Source organism: Idiomarina sp. Sol25 (genome assembly GCF_033052775.1).
Classification (GTDB): domain Bacteria; phylum Pseudomonadota; class Gammaproteobacteria; order Enterobacterales; family Alteromonadaceae; genus Idiomarina.
Genome location: NZ_JAUPEW010000002.1, coordinates 310,966 through 334,884, shown reverse-complemented (window position 1 = coordinate 334,884; position 23,919 = coordinate 310,966). Strand labels below are relative to the sequence as shown.

Annotated in this window: 22 protein-coding genes; 15 read left to right on the top strand and 7 right to left on the bottom strand. The window is 47.6% G+C overall.

Features of this window, described 5'->3' with window-relative positions; all coding sequences use genetic code 11:
* Nucleotides 1-88 precede the first annotated feature (88 nt).
* On the top strand, nt 89-1,474 hold the full coding sequence (locus Q5L94_RS05680; protein ID WP_317497469.1) for a PhoH family protein: 1,386 nt from the start codon (nt 89-91) through the stop codon (nt 1,472-1,474).
* Here the strand turns inward: Q5L94_RS05680 and Q5L94_RS05675 are convergent, their stop codons facing one another.
* The 6 genes from Q5L94_RS05675 to Q5L94_RS05650 are packed head-to-tail and all read right to left on the bottom strand — an operon-like array spanning nt 1,475 to nt 5,519.
* The gene (locus Q5L94_RS05675; RefSeq protein ID WP_317497468.1) at nt 1,475-2,434 is read right to left on the bottom strand and encodes a hypothetical protein; all 960 of its coding nucleotides are present in this window, start codon (nt 2,432-2,434) and stop codon (nt 1,475-1,477) included.
* 21 nt (nt 2,435-2,455) lie between these two features.
* Nucleotides 2,456-2,746 carry a hypothetical protein gene (locus tag Q5L94_RS05670; RefSeq protein WP_034822093.1) on the bottom strand — a complete coding sequence of 97 codons (291 nt, stop codon included), beginning with the start codon at nt 2,744-2,746 and terminating at the stop codon, nt 2,456-2,458.
* 37 nt (nt 2,747-2,783) lie between these two features.
* Entirely contained in the window at nt 2,784-3,218 is a 435-nt protein-coding gene (ruvX, locus tag Q5L94_RS05665) for a Holliday junction resolvase RuvX (RefSeq protein ID WP_317497467.1), read from the bottom strand.
* Nucleotides 3,215-3,772 carry a YqgE/AlgH family protein gene (locus Q5L94_RS05660; protein WP_317497466.1) on the bottom strand — a complete coding sequence of 186 codons (558 nt, stop codon included), beginning with the start codon at nt 3,770-3,772 and terminating at the stop codon, nt 3,215-3,217. Before Q5L94_RS05660 ends, ruvX begins: the two co-directional genes overlap by 4 nt.
* Before the next feature lie 60 nt (nt 3,773-3,832).
* Nucleotides 3,833-4,777 carry a glutathione synthase gene (gene gshB, locus Q5L94_RS05655; RefSeq protein ID WP_317497465.1) on the bottom strand — a complete coding sequence of 315 codons (945 nt, stop codon included), beginning with the start codon at nt 4,775-4,777 and terminating at the stop codon, nt 3,833-3,835.
* A 10-nt stretch (nt 4,778-4,787) separates the two neighbouring features.
* Nucleotides 4,788-5,519, bottom strand: coding sequence for a 16S rRNA (uracil(1498)-N(3))-methyltransferase (locus Q5L94_RS05650; protein ID WP_317497464.1), 732 nt, complete (start codon nt 5,517-5,519; stop codon nt 4,788-4,790).
* 115 nt (nt 5,520-5,634) lie between these two features.
* Between Q5L94_RS05650 and metK the strand changes: the two genes are divergently transcribed.
* The 11 genes from metK (at nt 5,635) to tgt (ending at nt 19,410) form a co-directional block, all read left to right on the top strand.
* A complete protein-coding gene (metK, locus tag Q5L94_RS05645; RefSeq protein WP_317497463.1) occupies nt 5,635-6,780 on the top strand; it encodes a methionine adenosyltransferase in 1,146 nt (381 codons plus the stop codon).
* Nucleotides 6,781-6,871: 91 nt separating this feature from the next.
* Nucleotides 6,872-8,872 (top strand): transketolase, encoded by a 2,001-nt coding sequence (gene tkt, locus Q5L94_RS05640; RefSeq protein ID WP_317497462.1) that lies wholly within the window; start codon nt 6,872-6,874, stop codon nt 8,870-8,872.
* Nucleotides 8,873-9,898 carry an erythrose-4-phosphate dehydrogenase gene (gene epd / locus Q5L94_RS05635; protein ID WP_317497461.1) on the top strand — a complete coding sequence of 342 codons (1,026 nt, stop codon included), beginning with the start codon at nt 8,873-8,875 and terminating at the stop codon, nt 9,896-9,898.
* Between the two features lie 18 nt (nt 9,899-9,916).
* Entirely contained in the window at nt 9,917-11,098 is a 1,182-nt protein-coding gene (locus tag Q5L94_RS05630) for a phosphoglycerate kinase (protein WP_317497460.1), read from the top strand.
* A gap of 30 nt (nt 11,099-11,128) precedes the next feature.
* Nucleotides 11,129-12,193 (top strand): class II fructose-bisphosphate aldolase, encoded by a 1,065-nt coding sequence (gene fba, locus Q5L94_RS05625; protein WP_317497459.1) that lies wholly within the window; start codon nt 11,129-11,131, stop codon nt 12,191-12,193.
* Nucleotides 12,194-12,230: 37 nt separating this feature from the next.
* The gene (locus Q5L94_RS05620; RefSeq protein WP_317497458.1) at nt 12,231-13,016 is read left to right on the top strand and encodes a DUF481 domain-containing protein; all 786 of its coding nucleotides are present in this window, start codon (nt 12,231-12,233) and stop codon (nt 13,014-13,016) included.
* 118 nt (nt 13,017-13,134) lie between these two features.
* The gene (locus Q5L94_RS05615) at nt 13,135-15,057 is read left to right on the top strand and encodes a methyl-accepting chemotaxis protein (RefSeq protein ID WP_317497457.1); all 1,923 of its coding nucleotides are present in this window, start codon (nt 13,135-13,137) and stop codon (nt 15,055-15,057) included.
* A 91-nt stretch (nt 15,058-15,148) separates the two neighbouring features.
* Nucleotides 15,149-15,829, top strand: a complete 681-nt coding sequence (locus Q5L94_RS05610) for a TIGR00153 family protein (protein WP_317497456.1) — start codon at nt 15,149-15,151, stop codon at nt 15,827-15,829.
* Nucleotides 15,830-15,843: 14 nt separating this feature from the next.
* A complete protein-coding gene (locus Q5L94_RS05605) occupies nt 15,844-17,115 on the top strand; it encodes an anion permease (RefSeq protein WP_317497455.1) in 1,272 nt (423 codons plus the stop codon).
* Nucleotides 17,116-17,207: 92 nt separating this feature from the next.
* Entirely contained in the window at nt 17,208-18,263 is a 1,056-nt protein-coding gene (gene queA, locus Q5L94_RS05600) for a tRNA preQ1(34) S-adenosylmethionine ribosyltransferase-isomerase QueA (RefSeq protein WP_317497454.1), read from the top strand.
* A 31-nt stretch (nt 18,264-18,294) separates the two neighbouring features.
* Nucleotides 18,295-19,410 carry a tRNA guanosine(34) transglycosylase Tgt gene (tgt, locus tag Q5L94_RS05595; protein ID WP_317497529.1) on the top strand — a complete coding sequence of 372 codons (1,116 nt, stop codon included), beginning with the start codon at nt 18,295-18,297 and terminating at the stop codon, nt 19,408-19,410.
* On the opposite strand, the gene Q5L94_RS05590 is transcribed toward tgt, so the two are convergent.
* A complete protein-coding gene (locus Q5L94_RS05590) occupies nt 19,386-20,714 on the bottom strand; it encodes a serine/threonine protein kinase (RefSeq protein ID WP_317497528.1) in 1,329 nt (442 codons plus the stop codon). The two genes, tgt and Q5L94_RS05590, sit on opposite strands and share 25 nt — an antisense overlap.
* Nucleotides 20,715-20,882: 168 nt before the next feature.
* On the opposite strand from Q5L94_RS05590, the gene Q5L94_RS05585 reads away from it, so the two are divergent.
* The 3 genes from Q5L94_RS05585 (at nt 20,883) to dnaG (ending at nt 23,840) form a co-directional block, all read left to right on the top strand.
* Entirely contained in the window at nt 20,883-21,683 is an 801-nt protein-coding gene (locus Q5L94_RS05585) for a glycosyltransferase (protein ID WP_317497453.1), read from the top strand.
* A gap of 56 nt (nt 21,684-21,739) precedes the next feature.
* Complete coding sequence (rpsU, locus tag Q5L94_RS05580; protein ID WP_011235429.1) at nt 21,740-21,955, top strand: 30S ribosomal protein S21; 216 nt, start codon at nt 21,740-21,742, stop codon at nt 21,953-21,955.
* 139 nt (nt 21,956-22,094) lie between these two features.
* Nucleotides 22,095-23,840 (top strand): DNA primase, encoded by a 1,746-nt coding sequence (gene dnaG / locus Q5L94_RS05575; RefSeq protein WP_317497452.1) that lies wholly within the window; start codon nt 22,095-22,097, stop codon nt 23,838-23,840.
* Nucleotides 23,841-23,919: the final 79 nt, after the last annotated feature.

The following is a 23,919-nucleotide window of genomic DNA, read 5'->3' as shown; positions in this document are numbered from 1 at the left end:
GAGGAAAAATTTATTTCTGTAACCGTTGTGTCATGAATTTTGGGCTAAGCTGTAAGAAAAGAATAATCACAAGCAAAGGTACGCGCTAATGACAACAAACGCCGGCAAGTTCTTTATCCTCGATACCAATATTCTTCTGCACGACCCTCTCGCTTTTCTTAACTTCGATGAACACAACGTGATTATCCCTATGGTGGTTCTGGAAGAGCTTGACAATATAAAAGACCGCAATAGAGATGTGAGCCGCGAAGCACGGGTCGCCATTCGCTCGCTCGAGGAGGTTCTGAAAGAGGCAACACCGGAAGAAATTGTTGCTGGTGTTCCGTTAAACCGGGTGCAAGGCGAGCACACAGCGAACGGAACCCTGGCCATTTTTCCTGACTATCAGCTGGAGCAAACAGAGTCGGTATTGTCTCTGGCAGAAAACGACCACCGCATTATTCAGGCTGCACTGGAAATTCAGCGGGAGCGAGCCCCCGCTGGCGTCGTACTGGTAACCAAGGACATCAATATGCGCCTGAAGGCCAAAGGCGCCGGTATGAAGTATGTTGAAGATTATCGTACCGACCAGCTTATTGATGACATTCGCTTGCTGACCAAAGGGTTTTATAAGTTTGAAGGCGACTTCTGGTCGCAGGTGGGTGAAGTGCAAACGCAACAGGAAGGTCGTGATGCCTACCATACGGTTAGCCGCGAACTGCTGCCTCAGGTTTTTGCTAATGAATACATTATTGACTCAACCAATAATTTTGCGGCGCGGGTAGAAGAATACGACAGTGAAACTGTAACGCTGATGGATTTAGGCGTAGAACGAATGATGTCTTACGGAGCCTGGGGGGTTCACCCTAAGAATATTTATCAGGCTATGGCATTGCACGCTTTACTGGATACCAGCATGGACATGGTGACTCTTACCGGACCTGCCGGCAGCGGGAAGACATTTCTTGCGCTTTCAGCAGCGCTGCAAATGGTGGTGGAGCAGGGCATTTATGAAAAAATTATCGTTACCCGCAATACACCCGAAATTGCCGAGTCTATTGGTTACTTGCCTGGTACCGAAGAAGAAAAAATGGCGCCCTGGCTGTCGGCTATAACTGATTCGCTGGAAGCCCTGCATAAGCAGGATGAAAGCATGGAGTCGAGTCTGAACTACATTATGAAAAAGGCGAATATTCAGTTTAAGTCACTGAACTTTATGCGCGGGCGCAGCATACAAAACGCGATTGTCATTTTGGATGAAGCTCAGAATTTAACCGCGTCTCAGCTAAAAACGCTTATTACCCGCTGTGGCGAGAACACTAAATTAGTAGTTTCGGGTAACCTGGCACAAATTGATAGTTACTATTTAACTGCCGTTACCTCAGGGCTGACTTACATTGTTGAGCGGTTTAAAGACTATCCGGGCAGCGCGACCATCAACTTAAACGGTGTAGTGCGTAGTCCACTGGCGCAGTTTGCGGAAGAGCATCTGTAACTAATTCAGCGGTACCACGGTGTACTGCTGGGTTTCGACCTGAAATTTAGTTTCTTCGCCAACCTGGCCCATCGGCATTGCCGCGGGGCCAGTCACATCGACCAGTACGTAGTTATTGCCTTTGTGTTTAACGGTGGTATCTCCGGGCTGCCGACTAATGGCAATGCCAAAGACTGCGTGCTCAGGCAAATAAATAATGGCCATTTTGGGCGTTTCGATAATTTGCTTTATCAAAGAGGTCATTAAAGTGACCTTGCTGTCGCAGTCCCCCTGATTGTAATAAAGCAATTGGTTCGGTGGGACAAAGCCATCGCCCCGGCTATCCAGTTTGCTGTTTAAATCGTTGTACGGTATTTGCTGAATAAAGCTGGCGATATAGTTGATGTAATTACGTTGTGTATTTGTGGCTAACTGCTCACCAATAGCTTGTATTAAGGGCTTCAGCGTTGGGGTCACCTCACTGGCTATCGCCGGATGATCAGGGATAATGCCCTGCTCTCCCGGAGGCAAACTCAATTGGCGGTAGAAGTTCGCATCAAGATAGTCGTCCCAGCGCTCATCGTAATAGTCACGTAAACGCTTTTTGTACTCGTTAAGCTGTTGCTGTTTTTGTGCTGTTCTGGCTTTGGCCGTAACCAATTCAACGGACTGCTGGCGCGGCGTTAAACGAGCCTGAATGCCTTGCCACTGCTGTTGCTTAATGTAACGGTTGAGCTGGTGTGCCAGTTCACGCTGACTGCGTTCAAGATTAAACCCGCGATAACGTTTTAGTGGCTGTAGGAAGTCTTTTTTATCGACCTGGAAACTGAATGACTGTTGACGGTCATCGAAATCACGCCACTGATAAGAAAAAGCGAGTTGATCGTTATCGGTTTCGTTAAGCTGGAAGAAATTTTGGCTGTACGCGGCAGAGGGGATGACAAAGAGTAACCAGACAACAGCACAGAGTTTATGTGTCATTCTGGCTACTCCCGTTAATTTCTAGAACTTCATTTCTGTAATAGGGCTGTCTTCAAATTTAAGGTCAACCTGATACTCGACGCCACCGGCACGAACAAAAAAGTAGGTTTTATCTTTTTTAAAGACTTCCTGCAGAGTCACAATCCGGAAACCGGGGCGACGCTCAGCCGACATGTCCGTTAATTCTACAGAGCCGCGCGAAACCAATATGTTTTGGTAACGAGGACCAGTAATTAAAAGCAGTTTTTTATTTTCATCTTTCAGTAAAATGGTGTTACCGGTTACTGAATAGGGTTCTTCATTACCAAACAAGGCCAGCTCCTATCGCGTTAACTTATTACTGACGACACTATAACGAATTATCACTTTTTGGCAAATAACCGTTCATAAAATCTTCAACAATAATTAATGCCGCCTGACTATCAATTGCACCTTTTTTCAATTTACGAAAGCCACCTTCAGCAAACAGGCTTTCTCGTGCTGAGGTCGACGTCAGTCGTTCGTCCTGAAATGCTACGGGTAAGCCGAATCGTCCATGTAACCGGTTACCAAACTTTTTTGCCCTTTGGGTTAGCGGCTGTTCGGTACCATCCATATTTAAGGGCAGACCCACCACCAACTGTTCGGGTCGCCATTCGGTAAACAGTTTCTCAATGAGTTGCCAGTCGGGAATGCCTTCTTTGGCCTTGATAGCTGCTAAAGGCGATGCGGTTGCTGTTATGGTCTGGCCCACCGCAACGCCAATACTTTTAGTACCAAAATCAAAGCCTATTACTGTGCTCATGCGTGTCCTACATCCGGGCCCAGTTGCCACACGTCGAAGCCAAGCTGTTCTGTGGCTTTTTGCCAACGCTCGCTTGCCGGTGTATTAAATAAGAGCTCCGGATCTGCCGGAATAGCTAGCCAGGAGTTTTCTCCTAGCTCTTCTTCCAGTTGTCCTGCCTCCCAACCTGCATAACCTAAAGTCAAAAGAAACTGTGGCGGTGCAGCAGATGACCCCAGCGCTTCCAGAATATCGCGCGAGGTGGTCACCATAATATCGTCACTCATCTTCTGGCTGGCGCGCCAATTGTCCTGCGGAGGATGAATCACAAAGCCACGCTCACGGCCTACAGGCCCGCCTTGATAGACGCTGCCCTGTAAGTGTTGGTTATTTTCCGGGTAAACAATTTCCAGTTTATCCAACAGCGAGGTCACGCTTAAATCGGCAGGCTGATTAATAATTAAGCCCATAGCGCCTTCTTCATCGTGCTCGCAGATGTAGGTCACGGTCCGTTTAAATGCTGGATCGTTCAACATAGGTGTTGCTATCAATAAATGGTTCTGCAAACTGTTCATCGACTCACCGACTCCTTAACGATAATCTCTACTGACAAGATGGGGGCGCATAGTTGAATTTCAATTCAGCTTTTCTTCTATTGCCTTAAAGACTAATTCGGCAATGTTGATGTCGTAGGCGTTTTCAATTTCGCGCATACAGGTTGGGCTGGTTACATTAATTTCTGTAATGCGGTCGCCAATAACGTCCAGTCCAACAATAATGAGCCCACGTTTTTTTAATTCCGGTGCCACTTTACGAGTCAGAGCCCAGTCACTTTCCGATAAAGGCTGGGCGCGCCCGCTGCCACCGGCGGCAAGGTTTCCACGGGTTTCTCCGGCGCTGGGAATACGCGCTAAAGAATAAGGCACAGGCTCACCATCAATAATCAAAATGCGTTTGTCGCCGTCTTTAATCTCTGGCAAATATCTTTGCGCCATGGCGTAGCGCTGACCTTTCTCGGTCAGAGTTTCAATAATAACGCCTAAGTTACTACCATCGGCACCCACTTTGAAAATTGAAGCGCCACCCATGCCATCCAGGGGTTTTAAAATCACCTCACCATGCTTTTTATGGAAAGCTTTAATGACATCCGCTCTGGAACTCACCAGTGTGTCGGCAATAGAGTCTGCGAACCACGAAGTAAAAAGCTTTTCGTTACAGTCGCGCAGGCTCTGCGGTTTATTCACTACCAGGCTACCGCGCTGTTCGGCCAGTTCCAGCATTTGCGTGGCGTATAGAAATTCGCTGTCAAAAGGCGGATCTTTACGCATCATAATGACGTCAAAATCCTCTAGCGGGCGGTATTCGCTATCGGTTAAGCTGTAAAAGTCCGTTTTTTGATCTTGAACACGAATTTCCCGTGCAAAAGCCATTGGTTGACCGTTATCGATGACTAAGTCGCCCATTTCCAGATAAAAACACTGATAACTACGCGCCTGAGCTTCCAGCAATAAGCGAAAACTGGTGTCTTTCTCGGTTTTAACGGTGGCGATAGGGTCCATCACCATAGCTAACTTCTTCATATAAACTCCTTTAGCTTAAGTCGCCAAACTGATATTGCACGGCGGTTAGCGCTGAAAGCGCGGCGGTTTCTGTTCTTAGTATTCGTGGTCCTAAACGCATGGGTTTAAATCCTTGTTGCCCGGCGGTACTGACTTCCGCATCAGTGAACCCACCCTCAGGACCAATCAATAATTGTATTCCCTTCTCGGCCTGCTGAAATGACGACAACGGCTGGGTAGCGGTCGGGTCTAAGGTCAGGCGCAACCCTGCGAAGTCGCTTTCAATAAAATCCGCGAATTGCTGTGCTGGCTTTACTTGTGGAACCACGCTACGGCCACACTGTTCACAGGCAGAATGGACAATTTTTTGCCATTGCAACTGTTTCTTTTCCAGTCTGTCGCCACTTAATTTAACGCCGCAGCGCTCACTAAACAGTGGGGTAATTTCGGTTACTCCCAGCTCGACCGACTTTTGCAGGACAAAATCCATACGGTCGCCACGTGAAACGACCTGCGCCAAATGAACATTGACCGATGATTCAGATGCGTTAGCCTGACTGCCCGTTGCAATAAACTGCGCGGACTTTTTTTTAACTGAAGCAATCTTTGCTTCATAATTCTGGCCGTCACCGTTGAATAAAACAATGTTATCACCTACGTTCAAACGCAATACTTTGATCAGGTGCTGAAAAGCATCCGAACTCAATTCGGTTTCAGTTTGTAACTTGATAGAGTCGGGGTGATAAATCCGCGGTACTCGCATGTCGTCAGCCTTATTCGGACTTTTAGACGTCCAGAAGTAGAAAAAAAAAGAGTGATCGGTTACATTATGCAACCAGTACTAAACGATTTCATTAAAATTAAGGAATAGTGGGCATATGTCACGTCACCTGTTTACCTCAGAGTCAGTGTCCGAAGGGCATCCGGACAAAATTGCCGACCAGATATCCGATGCGGTTCTAGACGCAATTTTAGCAAAAGATCCTAAAGCCCGGGTTGCTTGTGAAACCTACGTGAAAACCGGCATGGTGCTGGTTGGCGGCGAAATCTCAACAAAGGCCTGGGTTGATGTTGAAGACTTGGCGCGTCAAACCGTAAAAGATATTGGGTACCGACATTCTGACATGGGGTTTGATGGCGCATCTTGTGCTGTACTAAACGCTATTGGTAAACAAAGTGGTGACATCAATCAGGGCGTTGATCGTGCTAACCCAGAAGAGCAAGGCGCAGGTGATCAGGGCTTAATGTTTGGTTATGCCTCGAATGAAACTTCAGTTTTAATGCCCGCCCCTATTACTTACGCGCACCGGGTTATGCAGCGTCAGTCGGAAGTGCGCAATAACGGCACACTGGACTGGTTGCGTCCGGACGCGAAAAGTCAGCTGACCTTCGTTTATGAAAACGGTAAGCCTGTTGCCATTGATACAGTCGTGTTCTCCACTCAGCACCGAGAAGACATTACTCAGGAAACGCTGCGCGAAGCCGTGATGGAAGAAATTATCAAGCCTGTATTGCCGGAGCAGTGGGTTTCAAAAGACACGCAGTTTCACATTAACCCAACCGGTCGTTTCGTGGTCGGCGGGCCGATGGGTGACTGCGGGTTGACCGGGCGTAAAATTATTGTTGATACCTATGGCGGCATGGCGCGTCACGGTGGCGGCGCCTTCTCGGGTAAAGACCCGTCAAAAGTTGACCGCAGTGCGGCTTATGCAGCGCGTTATGTCGCTAAGAACCTGGTCGCTGCTGGTCTGGCTGAACGTTGCGAACTGCAAATTTCTTACGCCATTGGTGTGGCAGAACCAACTTCTATCAGTATCGATACCTTCGGCACGTCTAAACACTCAGAAGAGCAGTTAATTGCGCTGGTGCGTCGTCATTTTGACTTACGCCCTTACGGATTAATAAAAATGCTTGACCTGGAACGCCCGATCTATAAGCAGACAGCGGCATACGGGCATTTTGGGCGGGACAACCTGCCGTGGGAGCAAACGGACAAAGCCTCCGATTTACAGGCTGATATTTAAACAAAATATTGCCTATAAATTTGCTTGTACCCCCTGAAATGTGGAGAATACGCGCATCGCAAGTTGCTCTTCACCTTCCAGGGGGTTTTTCATGTCAGAACGTCAATATCTCGCCAATGCCATTCGTGCGCTTAGTATGGATGCGGTTCAGAAAGCCAAATCAGGACACCCCGGAGCGCCCATGGGTATGGCAGATATCGCAGAAGTTCTCTGGCGTGACTATTTAAAACATAACCCCCACAACCCCAGCTGGGCCGATCGCGACCGTTTTGTGTTATCGAATGGGCACGGGTCAATGCTAATTTACTCGCTATTGCACCTGTCCGGTTATGACCTGAGCATTGAAGACATTAAACAATTCCGTCAGTTAGACTCAAAAACCCCGGGTCACCCTGAATACGGCTATACACCAGGTGTGGAAACCACTACCGGCCCGCTGGGACAAGGGCTTGCAAATGCCGTAGGTATGGCGCTGGCTGAGAAAGTATTGGCTGCGCAATTTAACCGCGATAATCATGAAATTGTGGATCACCACACCTACACTTTTTTGGGCGACGGCTGTTTGATGGAAGGTATTTCGCACGAAGCTTGCTCTCTGGCCGGTACTTTAGGTTTAGGTAAGCTCATTGCCTTTTACGATGATAACGGCATTTCCATTGATGGCGAAGTGGAAGGCTGGTTCACTGACGATACAGCAAGTCGTTTTGAGTCTTACGGCTGGCACGTAATTAACAAAGTTGACGGACACGACTCTGCTGCGATAACCCGAGCAATTGATGAAGCCCGTGCAACTGAAGATAAACCGACTCTTATTATCTGCAAAACGGTAATTGGCTATGGCGCACCGAACAAGCAAGGTTCTGAAAGTTGCCATGGTGCACCTCTGGGTGACGAAGAAATTGTTGCTGCGCGTAAGCAACTGAACTGGCCACACCAAGCCTTTGAAGTGCCGGCAGACGTATACCAAAAATGGTCTGCAGTTGATAAGGGTGCAGCGGTTGAGTCTTCCTGGAATAAGCGCTGGGTTGCTTACGAGCAAGAATACCCGCAACTGGCAAAAGAATTGAAGCGTCGTTTGAATGGCGAGCTTCCGGAAAACTTCGAAAACACAGTGCACAATTACGCGAAGCAACTGCAGAGCAGCCCTGACGCCATAGCTACCCGCAAAGCGTCACTGAATGTACTGAATGAGTTTGGTCCTAAACTACCGGAGCTGTTAGGCGGTTCCGCCGACTTAGCCGGCTCTAATCTTACCTTATGGAAGGATGCAAAAGGCATTTCTGCCGACGACGCGAGTGGCAACTATGTATTCTATGGTGTCCGTGAGTTTGGCATGTCCGCCATTATGAATGGTGTTACTTTGCACGGTGGCTTTAAAGCCTATGGCGCTACCTTCCTGATGTTTATGGAATACGCGCGCAACGCTGTGCGTATGTCAGCGCTCATGAAGCAGCCCAGCATTTTTGTTTACACCCACGACTCTATCGGTTTGGGTGAAGATGGGCCGACACACCAACCGGTCGAGCAATTGGCTAACTTGCGTCAGACACCAAACCTGCAATGCTGGCGTCCGTGCGACCAGGTTGAAACAGCCGTAGCCTGGGGGGCTGCAGTACAAAGTAGTAAAACCCCATCGGCGTTGGTCTTCAGCCGTCAGGGCATGCAGCAACAAGAGCGTAATGAAGATCAGTTAACCAATATTGCCCGCGGTGGCTATGTGCTGAAAGACTGTGAAGGCGAGCCGGACGTTATTTTAATTGCTACCGGGTCGGAAGTTGATTTAGCCGTTAACGCCTTTGAGCAACTGACTGATGAGGGGCACAAGGTACGCGTTGTTTCTATGCCATCGACCAATGTGTTTGATATTCAGGATACTGAATACAAAGAGTCTGTGTTGCCATCGAGCGTTACGCGTCGAGTTGCCGTTGAAGCAGGTATTGCCGACTTCTGGTACAAATACGTTGGGCTTAACGGTGAAATCGTTGGCATGACAACCTTTGGTGAATCTGCTCCGGCTGGCGACTTATACAAACATTTTGGCATTACCACAGAAAATACCGTGGCCGCCGCTAAACGCTTGTTGGGAGCTTAAATGAGCGAACCGGCTCGTATTGCAATTAATGGCTTCGGCCGCATTGGCCGGAGCTTTTTGCGCGCGCTGTACGAAAACGGCTATCGCGACAGTGTGCAGGTAGTACTGATTAACGAGCCTGCGGCGTCGGAAGCGATAGCGCATTTGCTCAAATACGACTCAAGCCACGGTCGTTTTGGAGAAAAAGTAACGCAGTCGGGTGATGCGCTGACAGTTGCCGGAGACAATATTGCTTTAACTCACAAGACCGAGATTGAAGCCATTGACTGGCGTGCTCATAGGGTTGATTTTGTCATTGATTGTACCGGTGTATTCGGCAGTCAGGCCGACGGTCAGCTTTATCTGCAGCAAGGCGTAAAACGTGTATTGTTTTCTCATCCCGGCAAGCCGGACGTTGATTTCACCGCCATTTATGGCGTGAATGAAAAAGAACTCACCGTTGAACATAAAGTGGTGTCGAACGGCTCCTGCACAACAAACTGCATTGTGCCGGTCATTAAGGTATTGGACGATGCTTTCGGAATAGACTCCGGTGCTATTACGACCATCCATTCTGCTATGCATGACCAGCAGGTTATTGATGCATACCACCCGGACTTAAGACGAACCCGCGCCGCCGGGCGCTCTATTATTCCGGTAGATACCCGTTTGGCGCGCGGTATCGAACGAATATTGCCGCATTTAGAAGGGCGGTTTGAGGCCATCGCCGTGCGCGTGCCCACGACCAATGTTACCGCTATGGATTTAAGCGTTACGCTAAACAGCGACGCCACTATTGAGCAGATTAATCAGGTTTTACGTGAGCAGAGCGAGCAGCAGCTGGCGGGCATACTGGATTACACCGAAGAGCCTTTAGTCTCAATAGATTTTAACCATGACCCACATTCATCCATTGTTGACGGGACGCAAACCCGCGTTAGTCATAAGCGGCTGGTTAAGCTGCTGTGCTGGTGCGACAACGAGTGGGGCTTTGCTAATCGTTTGCTGGATACAGCAAAAACGATGGCTGAACAAATAGAATATTAAGCTTAGAGAGGATACTGCATGTCTGTCATCGCTATGACTGATTTGGATTTAAATAACAAACGTGTACTGATTCGGGAAGATTTAAACGTTCCGGTTAAAAACGGAAAAATCACTTCTGATGCGCGTTTAAAAGCGGCGCTGCCCAGTATTCAGCAAGCGCTGAAAGCAGGTGCTAAAGTCATGGTAATGTCTCATCTGGGTCGGCCAACCGAAGGTGAGTACGACGAGGAGTTTTCGCTGCAACCTGTTGTTGATTACTTACAAGAGGCGCTGGATTGCCCTGTTCGCCTATGTAAAGACTACCTCGACGGAATTGAACTAAAGGCTGGAGAACTGGTAGTTTTTGAAAATGTCCGCTTTAATGTTGGTGAGAAGAAAAACAATGACGAGCTCGCTAAAAAATTAGCCAGCTTATGTGATGTGTATGTGATGGACGCGTTTGGCACCGCGCATCGCGCTCAGGTCTCCACTCACGGTGTCGCTAAATATGCGCCAGTTGCCTGTGCCGGACCTTTGCTGGCTGGTGAATTAGAAGCTTTAGGCAAAGCACTGGAAAACCCTAAGCGGCCATTGGTGGCCATTGTTGGTGGTTCAAAGGTTTCGACTAAACTCACGGTACTGGAGTCATTGTCCGGCGTTGTTGACCAGTTGATTGTGGGCGGCGGTATTGCAAACACCTTTGTTTCTGCAGCAGGCCATAATGTGGGTAAGTCGCTTTACGAAGCAGACTTAACCGACGAAGCTAACCGACTAATGGCGCAGGCAAAAGCTAAAGGCGGCGACATTCCATTACCTGTCGATGTAGTAACAGGTAAAGAATTCAGCGCAGAAGCCACAGCAGAAACAAAAGCGGTTAACGGCCTTGCTGATGACGACATGATTTTTGATATTGGTCCTGAAACCGCAGAGCAATTAGCGTCTATGCTGAAAAACGCAGGAACGATTGTCTGGAACGGGCCGGTTGGTGTTTTTGAATTTGAGCAGTTTGGGCATGGTACAAAAACCATAGCCAACGCAATTGCACAAAGCGATGCGTTTTCAATTGCCGGGGGGGGTGACACCTTAGCAGCAATTGATCAATACGCTATCGCTGATAAGATCAGTTATATCTCGACAGGTGGCGGGGCATTTCTTGAATTCCTCGAAGGTAAAACATTGCCAGCCGTTGCTATTTTACAAGAACGGGCTAAAGACGCCTGAACACAAGTTTTTTAATTAAGGAGTATTTTTATGGCCCTGGTGTCATTACGACAGTTACTAGACCATGCCGCAGAACACGATTACGGCGTACCGGCGTTTAACGTCAACAACTTAGAGCAAATGCGCGCAATTATGCAAGCCGCCGATGCTACTGACAGCCCGGTTATTGTGCAGGCTTCAGCGGGTGCTCGTAAGTATGCCGGTGCCCCTTTCCTGCGTCACTTAATTCAGGCCGCTGTTGAAGAATGGCCACACATTCCGGTGGTTGTTCATCAGGATCACGGTACTTCTCCGGCGGTATGCCAGCGTTCTATTCAACTGGGCTTTAGCTCGGTAATGATGGACGGCTCTTTGCTTGAGGACGGAAAAACACCTGCAGAATACGACTATAACGTAAAAGTAACCAGACAAACCGTAGAGATGGCACACGCGTGTGGCGTTTCTGTTGAAGGCGAGCTGGGTTGCCTGGGCTCACTGGAAACCGGGGAAGCGGGTGAAGAAGACGGTGTTGGTGCCGAAGGTAAATTGTCGCATGAACAGCTGCTGACTGACCCTGAAGAAGCGGCTGAATTTGTGAAAGCTACAAATGTTGATGCACTGGCGATTGCTTGTGGAACATCACACGGTGCTTACAAGTTTACTCGTCCACCAACTGGCGATATTTTAGCCATTGACCGCATTAAAGAGATTCATCGTCGCATTCCGGGTACACACCTGGTTATGCATGGTTCATCATCTGTACCGCAAGAGTGGCTTAAAATTATTAATGAATTTGGCGGCGAAATTCCGGAAACCTACGGCGTGCCGGTAGAGCAAATTCAGGAAGGTATAAAACACGGTGTGCGCAAAGTGAACATTGATACCGATTTACGCCTGGCTTCAACCGGTGCTATTCGTCGTCATTTGGCAGAGAACCCGTCAAATTTTGATCCGCGCAAATTCTTTACTGCTGCAACTAAAGCGATGGAAGATATTTGTCGCGCGCGCTACGAGGCCTTTGGTTGTGCGGGTATGGCGAGCAAAATAAAGCCAATTAATTTAGAAACAATGTTCCAACGTTACGAAAATGGCGAATTAGACGCCATAGTTAAGTAATTAAGGACTTTATAAAAGATACAGATACGAGGTTAGTGTGCGATTTTCTTTATTATTCGCGAGTTTGTTTTTACCCGTTGTAGCAAGTGCTCAAACGTTTATGTTCGACGATGCTGACGACATCGATACTGAAACTGTCGAAGAGTGGGAAGCCAGTGCTGAATTTGGCCTGCTTTATACTTCAGGTAACACTGAAACAGAAAGTCTGAAAGGTAAGTTTACTGCATCGCGCGACGTGCAGAATTGGCGTCATAAAGGGGTATTCGACTATTACACCTCTGAGCAGAAAGATCAGAGTACAGGTGAAATGAACGAAACCGCAGACCGCATGTTCATTTCGGCGCAAAGTAACTATAAATTTGATCCTGACAGCCGCGACTCATTATTTGTCTTCGGTTCATACGAAGAGGACGAATTCAGTGGCTTTGACTATCAGGCTACTGTCGCAACCGGTTATGGTGCTCGTTATCGTTATAATGAGGACATTTACGCTGACTATGAAATTGGTCCGGGTTATTCACGTACCAAACCCGTACAGGCTGAGGGTGAACCTCCGGTTGAATCCGATGGCTCAATGATTTTGCGTTTAGCCGGTAGCCTGGAGTGGAAAATTAGTGAAAACTCGCGCTTTAGTGCCTTGTTGTCGTCTGAAGTTGGTGAAGACAACACGAAGAGCAAAGCTGAATTTTCAGTGTCAGCAAATATTAACAGTGCGTTAGCTATGAAAGTGTCGCTGGGTGCGAATCACAACTCTCATGTTTCTGATGAAAGTATCGAGAAACTCGATACAGAAACCGCCGTTACGCTGGTTTATTCTTTCTAAGCAAACTCAGCGTTACACCTAATAAAACCTCAAAGCCGTGGCAATTGCCGCGGCTTTTTTCATTAAGCTGTCATAAAAACGTCTTAAGCTGTCGCAGTGATATCAACTGGGCTTATTTATGCGCGTTTCAACCTTTAGTCGTGTCTCTTCTTTCTCTTTACTGAGTTTGTCGTTGGTGTTTTTGTCAGTGCTCATTTGGGCTAATAGTCAGTTACAGCGCTTTGAACAACAGCAGACTATTTACTCATCGATAAAAGAGAAACTAATGGTTGAAGTAATCACTGAGCTCAGTGGTTACCTGCAGTCGGGTAATGCGCTGCTATTAAATCAAGCCGAGTCCTCGGTCAATGAAGTGAACGCCCAGCTCGATACACTGAACTTAACCTCCATTTCGGTTATGCAGGAACAGCTGGATACTATTCGCAGCCGAATTTCTGATGACTACCGCGCCATAGGTAAACTCTCTGGTCAGGAGGCCGCTCTGCTGGTGAACGCTGAGCGGTCTTTATTTAACGAGTTATCGCGTTTGTTTGACTACGTGCAAAAAGGCAGCAGCAATAACCCGGTGGCCGCCGAAAGTTATCAAAGTATCGGTAGTGACTTAGTGTTATTAATTGCCGATTTGGTACATACGCGAGAGCGTTTATCCAGCGGTGAAGCCGAGGAGCAGGCATTGAATCAGGTGCTTAACGCTATTCAAAAAGAAATTGCCCGGCTGCAAAAGTTACCCGAGCTCGGTGTAAAAGAAGAACTGCCTGACCAGTCAATGATGCTGGTGCCAAGGGAGGCAAAGGAGCTGGGCCCGAGAATTGTATCAGAAATGAACAGCTTAATTCAGCGTTACCCCAAAGAGTTGTCTTCAACGCTACAGTTTATTGAGTTACGGCGTGAAGCCTTTGCCTCTATTTCGGAAGACATTGCCAGCATTCAGTCGCTGGCCGTAAAGGTAGAGCAGAGTCTTTTACAAAGCCAGCAAGCCAGCTTGATGCAGATAAAGCTGAGTCTCGTGGCTTTGGTGGCGGTGCTGTTAGTGTTTGCACTACTGAACTTTGTGTTACTCAAACGCATGGTCCTGACGCCTCTGCGAAGCTTGCGCGATGCCATGGAGACTTTATTGGTTAAGCAGGAGCTCAACTATTTACCCAACGCCGATCGCGACACCGAGATGGCTGAAATTGCCCGATTCTTTAACGGCATACTTGAACAGACACAGCGTCGCGACGAGGAAAAGTCCCAGCAAATGACCGTGGTCAATGAAGCGCTGAAGCGGGTAATACAGGAGTTGCAGCATATTGTGCAATCATCAGCCAATACGCAGTCATCCGCATCGGTCACTATTCAGGGCATAACTGAATTGAGCGAGTTAACCGAAGAATTAAACCAGTGCACCAATACACTGGAAAAAAATGCATTCGATACACAGGACTCAATGAAACAGAGTCACCAGCATATTCTTAAATTGAGAGACGCCTCAGAACTGAATGAAAAAGCCATAGAAGCAGCCAAACGCTCTGCCGAACAGCTGGATCATTCGGTAAAAGAGGTAAAAGATGCGCTGTCGATTATTTCCGGTATTGCTGATCAGACCAATTTACTGGCGCTGAATGCCGCCATTGAAGCTGCCAGGGCGGGCGAGCAGGGCCGTGGTTTCGCGGTGGTGGCTGATGAAGTTCGGCAGCTGGCGCAGAAAACACAATCCTCTCTTGGCGGCATTAATGACTCTTTAAACCAACTGACGGACGCCTCGCTCTCTATTGAAAAAGGCTACCAGGACATTGCTGGGGCTGGTCATTCGCAGCAACAATTCGTTGAACGTTTGGTGAAAACTGCAAATGAGGTTTCTGCTCAGGCGCAGGCGTCAACCGAAGAAGCTCAAACCTCATTTCGGCTGGCAGAACAGCAGACAGACAAAGTTAACGGATTCTCAGTACAGTTACAGCAATTAGTCAACGAAATGGACAACACACACCAGTTGTTAAAGCAAGTGGAGGCTGAAGTGGATACTCAGAGAACTGAAATAGAACGAGCGTTCAGCGTATGATGAATTAATCAAATCTTACGGTTCCCTTTACCTTTAGATTTCGCTAACATTCGCGGCAGCTAACATCGGCTGAAAAAAATCGGATAATGTTATGTCAGTGAACTCATTTCTTGGGGTCTTTGCAAAGTCTCCTATCAAACCGATGATTGAGCACATGGACGAAGTGCACCGCTGCGCCTATGCGCTGAAAGATTTCTTTAAGGCGGTTTATTCCAAGGACTGGCAGAGCGCAGAAGTTGCTCGTACAACCATCGTAAAACACGAATCAACCGCGGATGATATGAAACGTAAAATCCGTCTGAACCTTCCTAGCGGCTTATTTATGCCTGTAGAGCGAGCCGACTTGCTCGAACTTGTTTCGCAGCAGGATAAAATTGCCAATAAAGCCAAAGATATCTCCGGTCTGGTTACAGGGCGTGAATTGATTATCCCGGAACCACTGGTTAAAGACTTTGATGCCTACTTAAGCCGTTGTCTGGACGCAACCGATAAAGCACGCGAAACCATCGGCGAATTTGATGATTTGCTGGAAACAGGCTTTAAAGGCCGCGAACGCGATCTTGTCGATAACTTCATTGCAGAACTTGACGCCATTGAAGCCGATACCGATGAACTTCAGATTAAACTGCGTCAGGATCTACGTAAAATCGAGCTCGATATGAACCCTGTAGATGCGATGTTCCTATACCGTATTCTTGATTGGGTTGGCGACTTAGCCGACCTGGCTGAACGAGTCGGTGCACGTTTCGAACTAATGCTAGCGCGCGTCTAAGCGGAGTCTGATTTATGGATATTATTTCTAGCTATAGCCTCCTGCTTATTGGGATGGCTGCGGTTTTTGGTTTCTTTATGGCCTGGGGTATTGGTGCGAATGACGTTGCCAATGCTATGGGAACATCGGTTGGTTCTAAAGCACTGACAATAAAACAGGCAATTGTTATTGCCATGATTTTTGAGTTCGCTGGTGCTTATCTTGCTGGTGGCGAAGTGACGTCAACCATTCGAAAAGGCATTATCGATTCCGGTTATTTCGTTAATCAACCCGAGCTGCTAGTGTTCGGTATGATCTCAGCGTTATTGGCTGCCGGGTTCTGGCTCTTAATTGCTTCTTACTTGGGTTGGCCTGTATCAACCACTCACTCAATTATTGGTGCTATCGTTGGTTTCTCAGCCGTTGGCGTCAGTATGGAGTCGGTTCAGTGGATGAAAGTTGGAGGTGTCGTTGGAAGCTGGGTTGTCACTCCGGCTATATCCGGGTTTATTGCTTACCTCATATTTATGAGCGCACAAAAGCTTATTTTTGACCGCTCTAATCCTTTAGCAATGGCCAAGCGCTATGTTCCGTATTATATGGGGTTAGCGGGCTTTGTGTTGTCGCTGGTCACCATCAAGAAAGGTCTTAAGCACGTTGGGCTGGACCTTGGCAGCCTTGAGGGTTATCTGTGGGCTCTTGGTATTGCCGCACTGGTCTTTGCTATTGGTAAAGTAGCAATTGGACGTCTTAAGTTTAATCCGTCAGATGACAAAGACATGCACTACACCAACGTGGAAAAAGTCTTTGCGGTATTAATGGTGGTAACCGCCTGTGCTATGGCCTTTGCTCACGGTTCAAACGACGTAGCTAACGCTATTGGTCCATTGGCTGCTGTTGTCAGTGTGGTTACCAGCGGCGGTGATATTGGCAGTAAGGCGCAGTTAGCCTGGTGGGTACTGCCTTTAGGTGCGGTTGGTATTGTTGCCGGCCTGGCTATGCTGGGCAAACGCGTCATTGCGACCATTGGTAACGGCATTACGCACTTAACCCCAAGCCGTGGTTTTGCTGCCGAACTTGCTGCTGCGTCAACCGTGGTTCTTGCTTCGGGTACCGGTTTACCAATTTCTACAACACAAACTCTGGTCGGTGCTGTGTTAGGTGTCGGTATGGCGCGTGGTATCGCTGCCCTGAATCTGGGTGTGGTTCGCAATATCGTTATTTCCTGGGTAGTTACACTGCCTGCAGGTGCCATTATGTCCATTGCCTTCTTCTACATTTTAAAAGCAATTTTCGGCGTCGCATAAACTTGCGATAAACAGGCAGCCTGCAACAGTGACAGGCTGCCTACTTTCCAGTAAAATCCGCGCTTCACTAGACTCGCAATTGCAGCACGGATATGTCAGATACCAATCATTCTTCTTTAAAAGTCAGTGACTTTTCATTTGAGCTCCCCGATGAGCTTATTGCCCGCTATCCGCAAGAACAACGCAGTGCCAGTAGGCTGATCTCGGTAAAAGCCAGTGAAAACAGCATTGAGCATAAACACTTTAAAAATATTGTGGATGAGATAAACGCCGGTGACTTGTTGGTGTTTAATGACACCCGGGTTATCCCTGCGCGTTTGCTGGGTGAAAAAGTGTCCGGTGGTAAAGTCGAGGTTTTGGTCGAGCGATTACTGGATGACCATCGGGTGCTTGCGCATGTCCGGGCTAACCGCGCACCCAAAGCGGGTGCTGAATTGCTGCTGGAAGGCCATGTAAAAATAACAATGCTGGCGCGTCACGATGCACTGTTTGAACTGAAGTTTGAACACGATGAAACCGTGCTGGAATTACTTGAGCAATACGGGCATATGCCATTGCCGCCTTACATTGACCGTCCGGATGAAAACTCTGACAAAGAGCGCTACCAAACCGTTTATAACCGCGAGCCGGGTGCCGTTGCGGCCCCAACCGCCGGTTTGCATTTTGACGACGAAATACTGCAACAATTACGTGAGAAAGGCGTGAATTTCGCCTATGTTACCCTGCACGTAGGCGCAGGAACCTTCCAGCCAGTGCGCGTGGACGATATTAACGACCACGTTATGCACAGTGAATACGCGAAAGTCAGTGCCGAAACCTGTCATGCCATTAAGCAGACCCAAGCTTCAGGTGGCCGGGTTATTGCTGTAGGGACAACCTCGGTTCGTTCGCTGGAATCGGCCGCTCAGGCATCAACTAATGAAAGCATAGAACCGTTTTTTGATGACACCGATATTTTTATTTATCCGGGTTATGAATTTAAAGTGGTCGATAGCATGATAACCAACTTTCACCTGCCCGAGTCCACACTCATTATGCTGGTTTCGGCATTTGTTGGTCGTGATTTAATTATGAAAGCTTATAATGAAGCCATTAAAGAGCGTTATAGATTCTTTAGTTACGGCGATGCCATGCTGTTACAGCGCTAAACTTAATACACTGAAGTGAATACTTATGACAATGAAATTTGAATTAGACAAAACCAGTGGTCGCGCGCGTCGTGGGCGCATGGTATTTGAACGTGGAACCGTAGAAACACCAGCGTTCATGCCGGTAGGTACTCTGGGTACCATAAAAGGTATGACACCAGAAGAGGTAAAAGACACTGGCGCACAAATCTGCCTGGGCAATACCTTTCATCTAATGTTGCGCCCGGGTACGCAAATTATTCAGCAGCACGGTGACTTGCATGACTTTATGAACTGGGACAAACCTATTCTGACTGACTCAGGCGGTTTTCAGGTGTTCAGTTTGGGTGAGCTTCGCAAAATTACCGAAGAGGGCGTGACTTTCCGTTCGCCCATTAACGGCGAGAAAATACTGCTGACCCCGGAAAAATCTATGCAGGTTCAACGCGAACTGGGCTCAGACATAGTCATGATATTTGACGAGTGCACGCCGTTTCCTGCCACGCAGGCAGAAGCGCGCAGTTCCATGGAATTATCGTTGCGCTGGGCTGAACGCTCTAAACAAGAGCACGGTGAGAGCAAAGCGGCGTTGTTCGGTATTATTCAGGGCGGCATGTACGAAGAGCTGCGCGATATTTCTCTGAAAGGTCTGACCGATATCGGGTTCGACGGTTACGCTATTGGTGGTTTATCAGTAGGTGAGCCGAAAGAAGATATGATGCGCATTTTAGAGCACACCGCACCGCAAATGCCCGAGCAGAAGCCTCGTTATTTAATGGGGGTAGGCAAGCCGGAAGACTTAGTTGAAGCCGTACGCCGCGGTATTGATATGTTCGACTGCGTTATGCCAACCCGTAATGCACGTAATGGTCACTTATTTATTAGCACCGGCGTAGTAAAAATCCGTAATGCAGTGCACCGTACGGACACATCTCCGCTGGATGAAAACTGTGACTGCTACACCTGTAAAAACTATTCGCGGGCGTATTTGCATCATTTGGATCGTACTAACGAGATGCTGGGGTCACGCCTGAACACCATTCACAACCTGCGCTTTTATCAAAAAGTAATGAGTGACATGCGTGACGCACTGGATGCCGGCACTTTCGATGACTACGTCAAAGAGTTTTACCGTTTAAGAGATCAGTCTGTCCCGGCACTGGACTGAGAATTATCGAGTTCATCATGTAATTGCTGGTAGCGGTCGACGCCCGGTTGGTGCTTGATCGCTGCCTTTGCCGAACTCAGCGCCGAAGCTTTCCAACGTTCAACTAAATGAGGCTGTTCGCTATTAAGTTCAGCAAGACCTAAGTACATTTCTGCCCGCAAATAATGGGCTGCCGCTTTTTCCTCATACGCATCTGGGTTACCCAGTTCATTAATCGCATTAAGCAGCATAGTCGTGAGCTGTGAGCGGGTAAAAATGTCGCCTGAATTCAGCACAAAACGAGCGCGTTCCGAATGGTATTTCAACACCCCCGGGCTACTTTCTACAGCATCGTCAAAGTGGGTAAGTGCTAATTCGGCCTGCTCAGCCGCCTGTTGAAGCTGACCGCCGTTGGCAAGGTGTTGAGAGTAATGAGCAAAGACAAGCGCATGCGCGTATTGGTTTTGTTCAATCGAGTAACCATCCAGCAAATGCCGGTTTGTCTGTTCTCGTAAAAAAATGAACAAGACAAAAATAATAACCAAAATGGCAGCACCACCAGCCCCCAGCCAGAAGAAACGTTTTCTTAACTGATAGTTACGGAGCCAGCTACCCAACTCTTGCTGAAACTCGCAGCAATGCTGAAATCCTTCGTTTGGCTCAGCCGAGAGCGCTTTTTTTAAGATACGACTGAGTTCCGCAGGAAGCCGGTTGGGGGGTGTTATTGAGTGCTGAAAAAATTGCTCAGGTTTCATGTTGGCCAGTAGTGATAAAAGCAACGCGCCCAGTTGGTATATGTCTCGCTTAATTGTTGTGGGCGAACTTGGCGCAGCAATACTCAAATCAACTAAAACCGCGGCATTATCAGACTCGTCTTCGGTATTCTCTGTTGAGCGGATCATTATGTTCTGGGCAGTAATGTCGTTGTGTGCATAACCGGCCTTGTGCATACGACAAACCCCGTCAGTCAAAGATTTAACCACTTTGGTGGCGTCATAGACAGACAGACAGCTGCGTTGCTCACTTAAAGGTTTACCTTCAATGTGCTCAAGCACCATAAACAATGAAGAGGAAGAAACTTCCGGTTCGCCAACATCAAACACGCGGCAAAGAGCGGGGTGGTCAACGCTGGACAAAAGGCGCGCTTCATTTACCAGCCTGTGGCGGCTAACAATAGAGGGCGACCGGGCAAACTTAATCGCAACCGTGCGTTTTAAACGCTGGTCGTAGGCTTTATAAACTAGTCCACTGCCACCTTGCCCCAGTAACTTTATCGACTGGTAACGCGCTGGTATTGGATAGGGAAAATTGTTGTCCGGATGCACTTCAGCCAAACTCGTATCCTTACTACTTAAGCTCAAATCCAGTCTAACGATGACAAACATCAAACAACAGGTTTTGAGGAAGAGCTTACAGTGTACGCATTAAGTGACGTCAATTGACATCAAATAAAAATAATCAGTCTGTGGCTTAAAAAAACTTAGATATAGGCTATGATGAGTCTCATAAAAATAACAAAGCAGGGGTTAACACTGATGCGGGAGAACAGCGATGTTTTGGCAAACAGTGGATTCAGGCAGTCCGTCGAAGTTCAGATTAAAGATAGCCAGGGCTATAAACGTTTAAATATGACACTGGTGGGTCAACAGCATCCCGATTACCTTATTCTGGAGCTTTCCAGGCAGTATTGCTGGCAAGATATCTTGCCAATGCTGGCTACAGAAAAGAATGTTGCAATAAAAACAGTCTCTCCAAAAGGTGAGCAGGTAACGGGCGTGGTCGATATTCTCCATATTACCCAATACCCGCAAAAACTTTTGTTTGTCAGTTACCCCAGAAATGCCAGTGTGGAAATTCTGCGTTCGTCGCCAAGGGTTGGGGTAAACTGCGATGCAAGGCTCCAGCTGCAACTAAAAGAGAGACTTGGAGAGCCTCTTACCGGAAAAATTGTGGATATTTCCAATAAAGGTATCGCATTTAATTATTTTGGTACTTCGCCAGTTGATATAGAGGACAACAGAGGCCTAAAAGCTGAAGTCAGAGTAAAAACAGACGACGAAGTCATTTTGCTTCAGCAACTGGTAACCCGGAGCATTAAGTCGGTTGGCCCGCAGTTATGGCAGCTCGGTTTGTCTTACAAAGAAAAACCAAATAATTTACAGGATTTAGTCAGTAAGCTTTTCCTGCACTCTACGCCAGTCCGCGAACTGCTTAGCGATAATGACCCTGGATGGGATGGTTCGGATAACACTTTACAAGGCGAATCTGAGTCGGTACAATTCAGCACCAATTGAACCCGTAGTGGTTAATTTTTAACCGAAACAGATAATTTACCCGAGGTGATTTTTTAATGCCAGTCGTTAAAGTGAAAGAAAACGAGCCGTTTGACGTAGCTTTGCGTCGCTTTAAGCGCTCTTGTGAAAAAGCAGGTGTTCTCTCTGAAGTCCGTCGTCGCGAGCACTATGAAAAGCCGACTTCAGAGCGCAAGCGCAAGAAAGCGGCTGCGGTAAAGCGTCACGCGAAAAAACTGTCTCGTGATAACGCTCGTCGTACTCGTCTTTACTAAGACTGTACTTACGACAATTTGAGTGTTCACTTTTCCGTAAAGTGCTGAAAGCCGTGACTATATCGTCGCGGCTTTCGTGTTTCTGCTACTTTTTGTTTTCACAACTTTCTTGTTTTCGCAACTTCGGTATTGAAACAATATGGCAGGCCTGATCCCCAAAAGCTTTATCCATGATTTGCTCGAACGAGCAGACATTGTTGAAATAGTTGATAGCCGCGTACCGCTGAAAAAGGCCGGTAGAAACCATCAGGCCTGTTGCCCTTTCCATAATGAAAAAACGCCGTCGTTTACTGTTAGTCAGGACAAGCAGTTTTATCATTGCTTTGGCTGTGGTGTGCACGGTAACGCTATTGATTTTTTAATGGAATTTGACGGCTTAAATTTTCCCGATGCGGTGGAAGAGCTGGCCGGCATTATGGGCGTTGAGGTTCCGCGGGAACAGCCTGAAAACCCTCAGTTAGCACAAAAAAAACAGCAACAGGTGCAGGACGACTCCGAGCTTATGAGTAAAACAGCTCGTTTTTTCCAGCATCAGTTAAAGCACCATGAAAACTCAAATCGAGTTATAGACTACTTAAAAGGGCGGGGTTTAAGCGGCGAAACGGTAAAGCGTTTTCAAATTGGTTATGCGCCCGACGCGTGGGACAGCCTGCTAAGTACGTTTGGCAACTCGGCTCAGCATCGCCAGCAGTTACTGGAATTAAAGCTTATTAACCGCAACGAGAAAGGCCGGCATTACGACTTTTTTCGTGACCGGGTCATGTTTCCTATTCATGACCGGCGCGGCCGGGTGGTGGGCTTTGGTGGTCGCATTATTGATGGCGACGGACCCAAATACTTAAACTCTCCGGAGACTCGCCTGTTTCATAAAGGCAGTGAGTTATACGGTTACTGGCATATGCAGCAGGCCATAAGGAAACCAGAACAGGTTTGTATTGTCGAAGGGTATATGGACGTGGTGGCTTTGTCCGAAGCGGGCATTCATTACGCCGTTGCTTCTTTGGGGACGGCCACGACCAGTGAACAATTACAGCGTTTATTCCGTACTAGTAGTAGAATTGTGTGTTGTTACGACGGTGACCGCGCAGGCCGCGACGCCGCCTGGCGTGCATTAGAAAATGCCTTGCCACTGTTGCGCGACGGCCTGGACATGGCGTTTCTGTTCTTGCCGGAAGGCGAAGACCCTGATTCAGTTGTGCGCGAGCACGGTGCCGAAGCCTTTGAGCGTGAATTGAAAAAGGCGACACCATTCACTGAATATTTCTTCGAGCACTTGCAGGCCGACATTGATGTTAGTAGCGACGCCGGGCGCTCTCAATTACTGAATATTGCTAAACCCTTAATTGAGAAAGTGGCAAGTGAATATTATCGCGACACTTTAATGCAGCGGTTAGCAGAAAAGCTTCGCCGAGAAACGTCGCAACTGGAACGTCAGTTTGAAAAGCCGCAACGTCAGTCGCGACCAAAAGAAAGCGTAAAAATGACGCCATTACGTAAAGCCATTGCTTTGTTACTGCAATATCCGCAATTGGCGCAGTCGGTTCCGGTTCGTGAAGAACTAAGAGAACTTCGGGTTAGCGGCATTGATTTACTAATTTCTTTGCACAAGCAGTGTGCAGAACGTCAAATGACTACGGCGCAAGTGTTGGAAGGCTGGCGCGATACTGAATATTATCAGCCTTTGCAGAAACTCGCGTTATGGCAACATCAGCTTGACGAGGACAACGTTGAGCAAGAATTTAACGATATATTTATTTATCTAATTGACCAATATTTTGAGCAGCGTGCGAACGCACTTTTAAAGAAAGAACAGGAAAGCGCATTAACACGAGTTGAGCGTCAGGAATATCAGACGTTGATTCAGTATTTGAGTAAGGCAAGATAGTACATCTGGGTACGCCTTACGCTAGCTTCAAAATCAGTATTCTGATATACTATTCGGTCATTTTGGATACTCTACATTC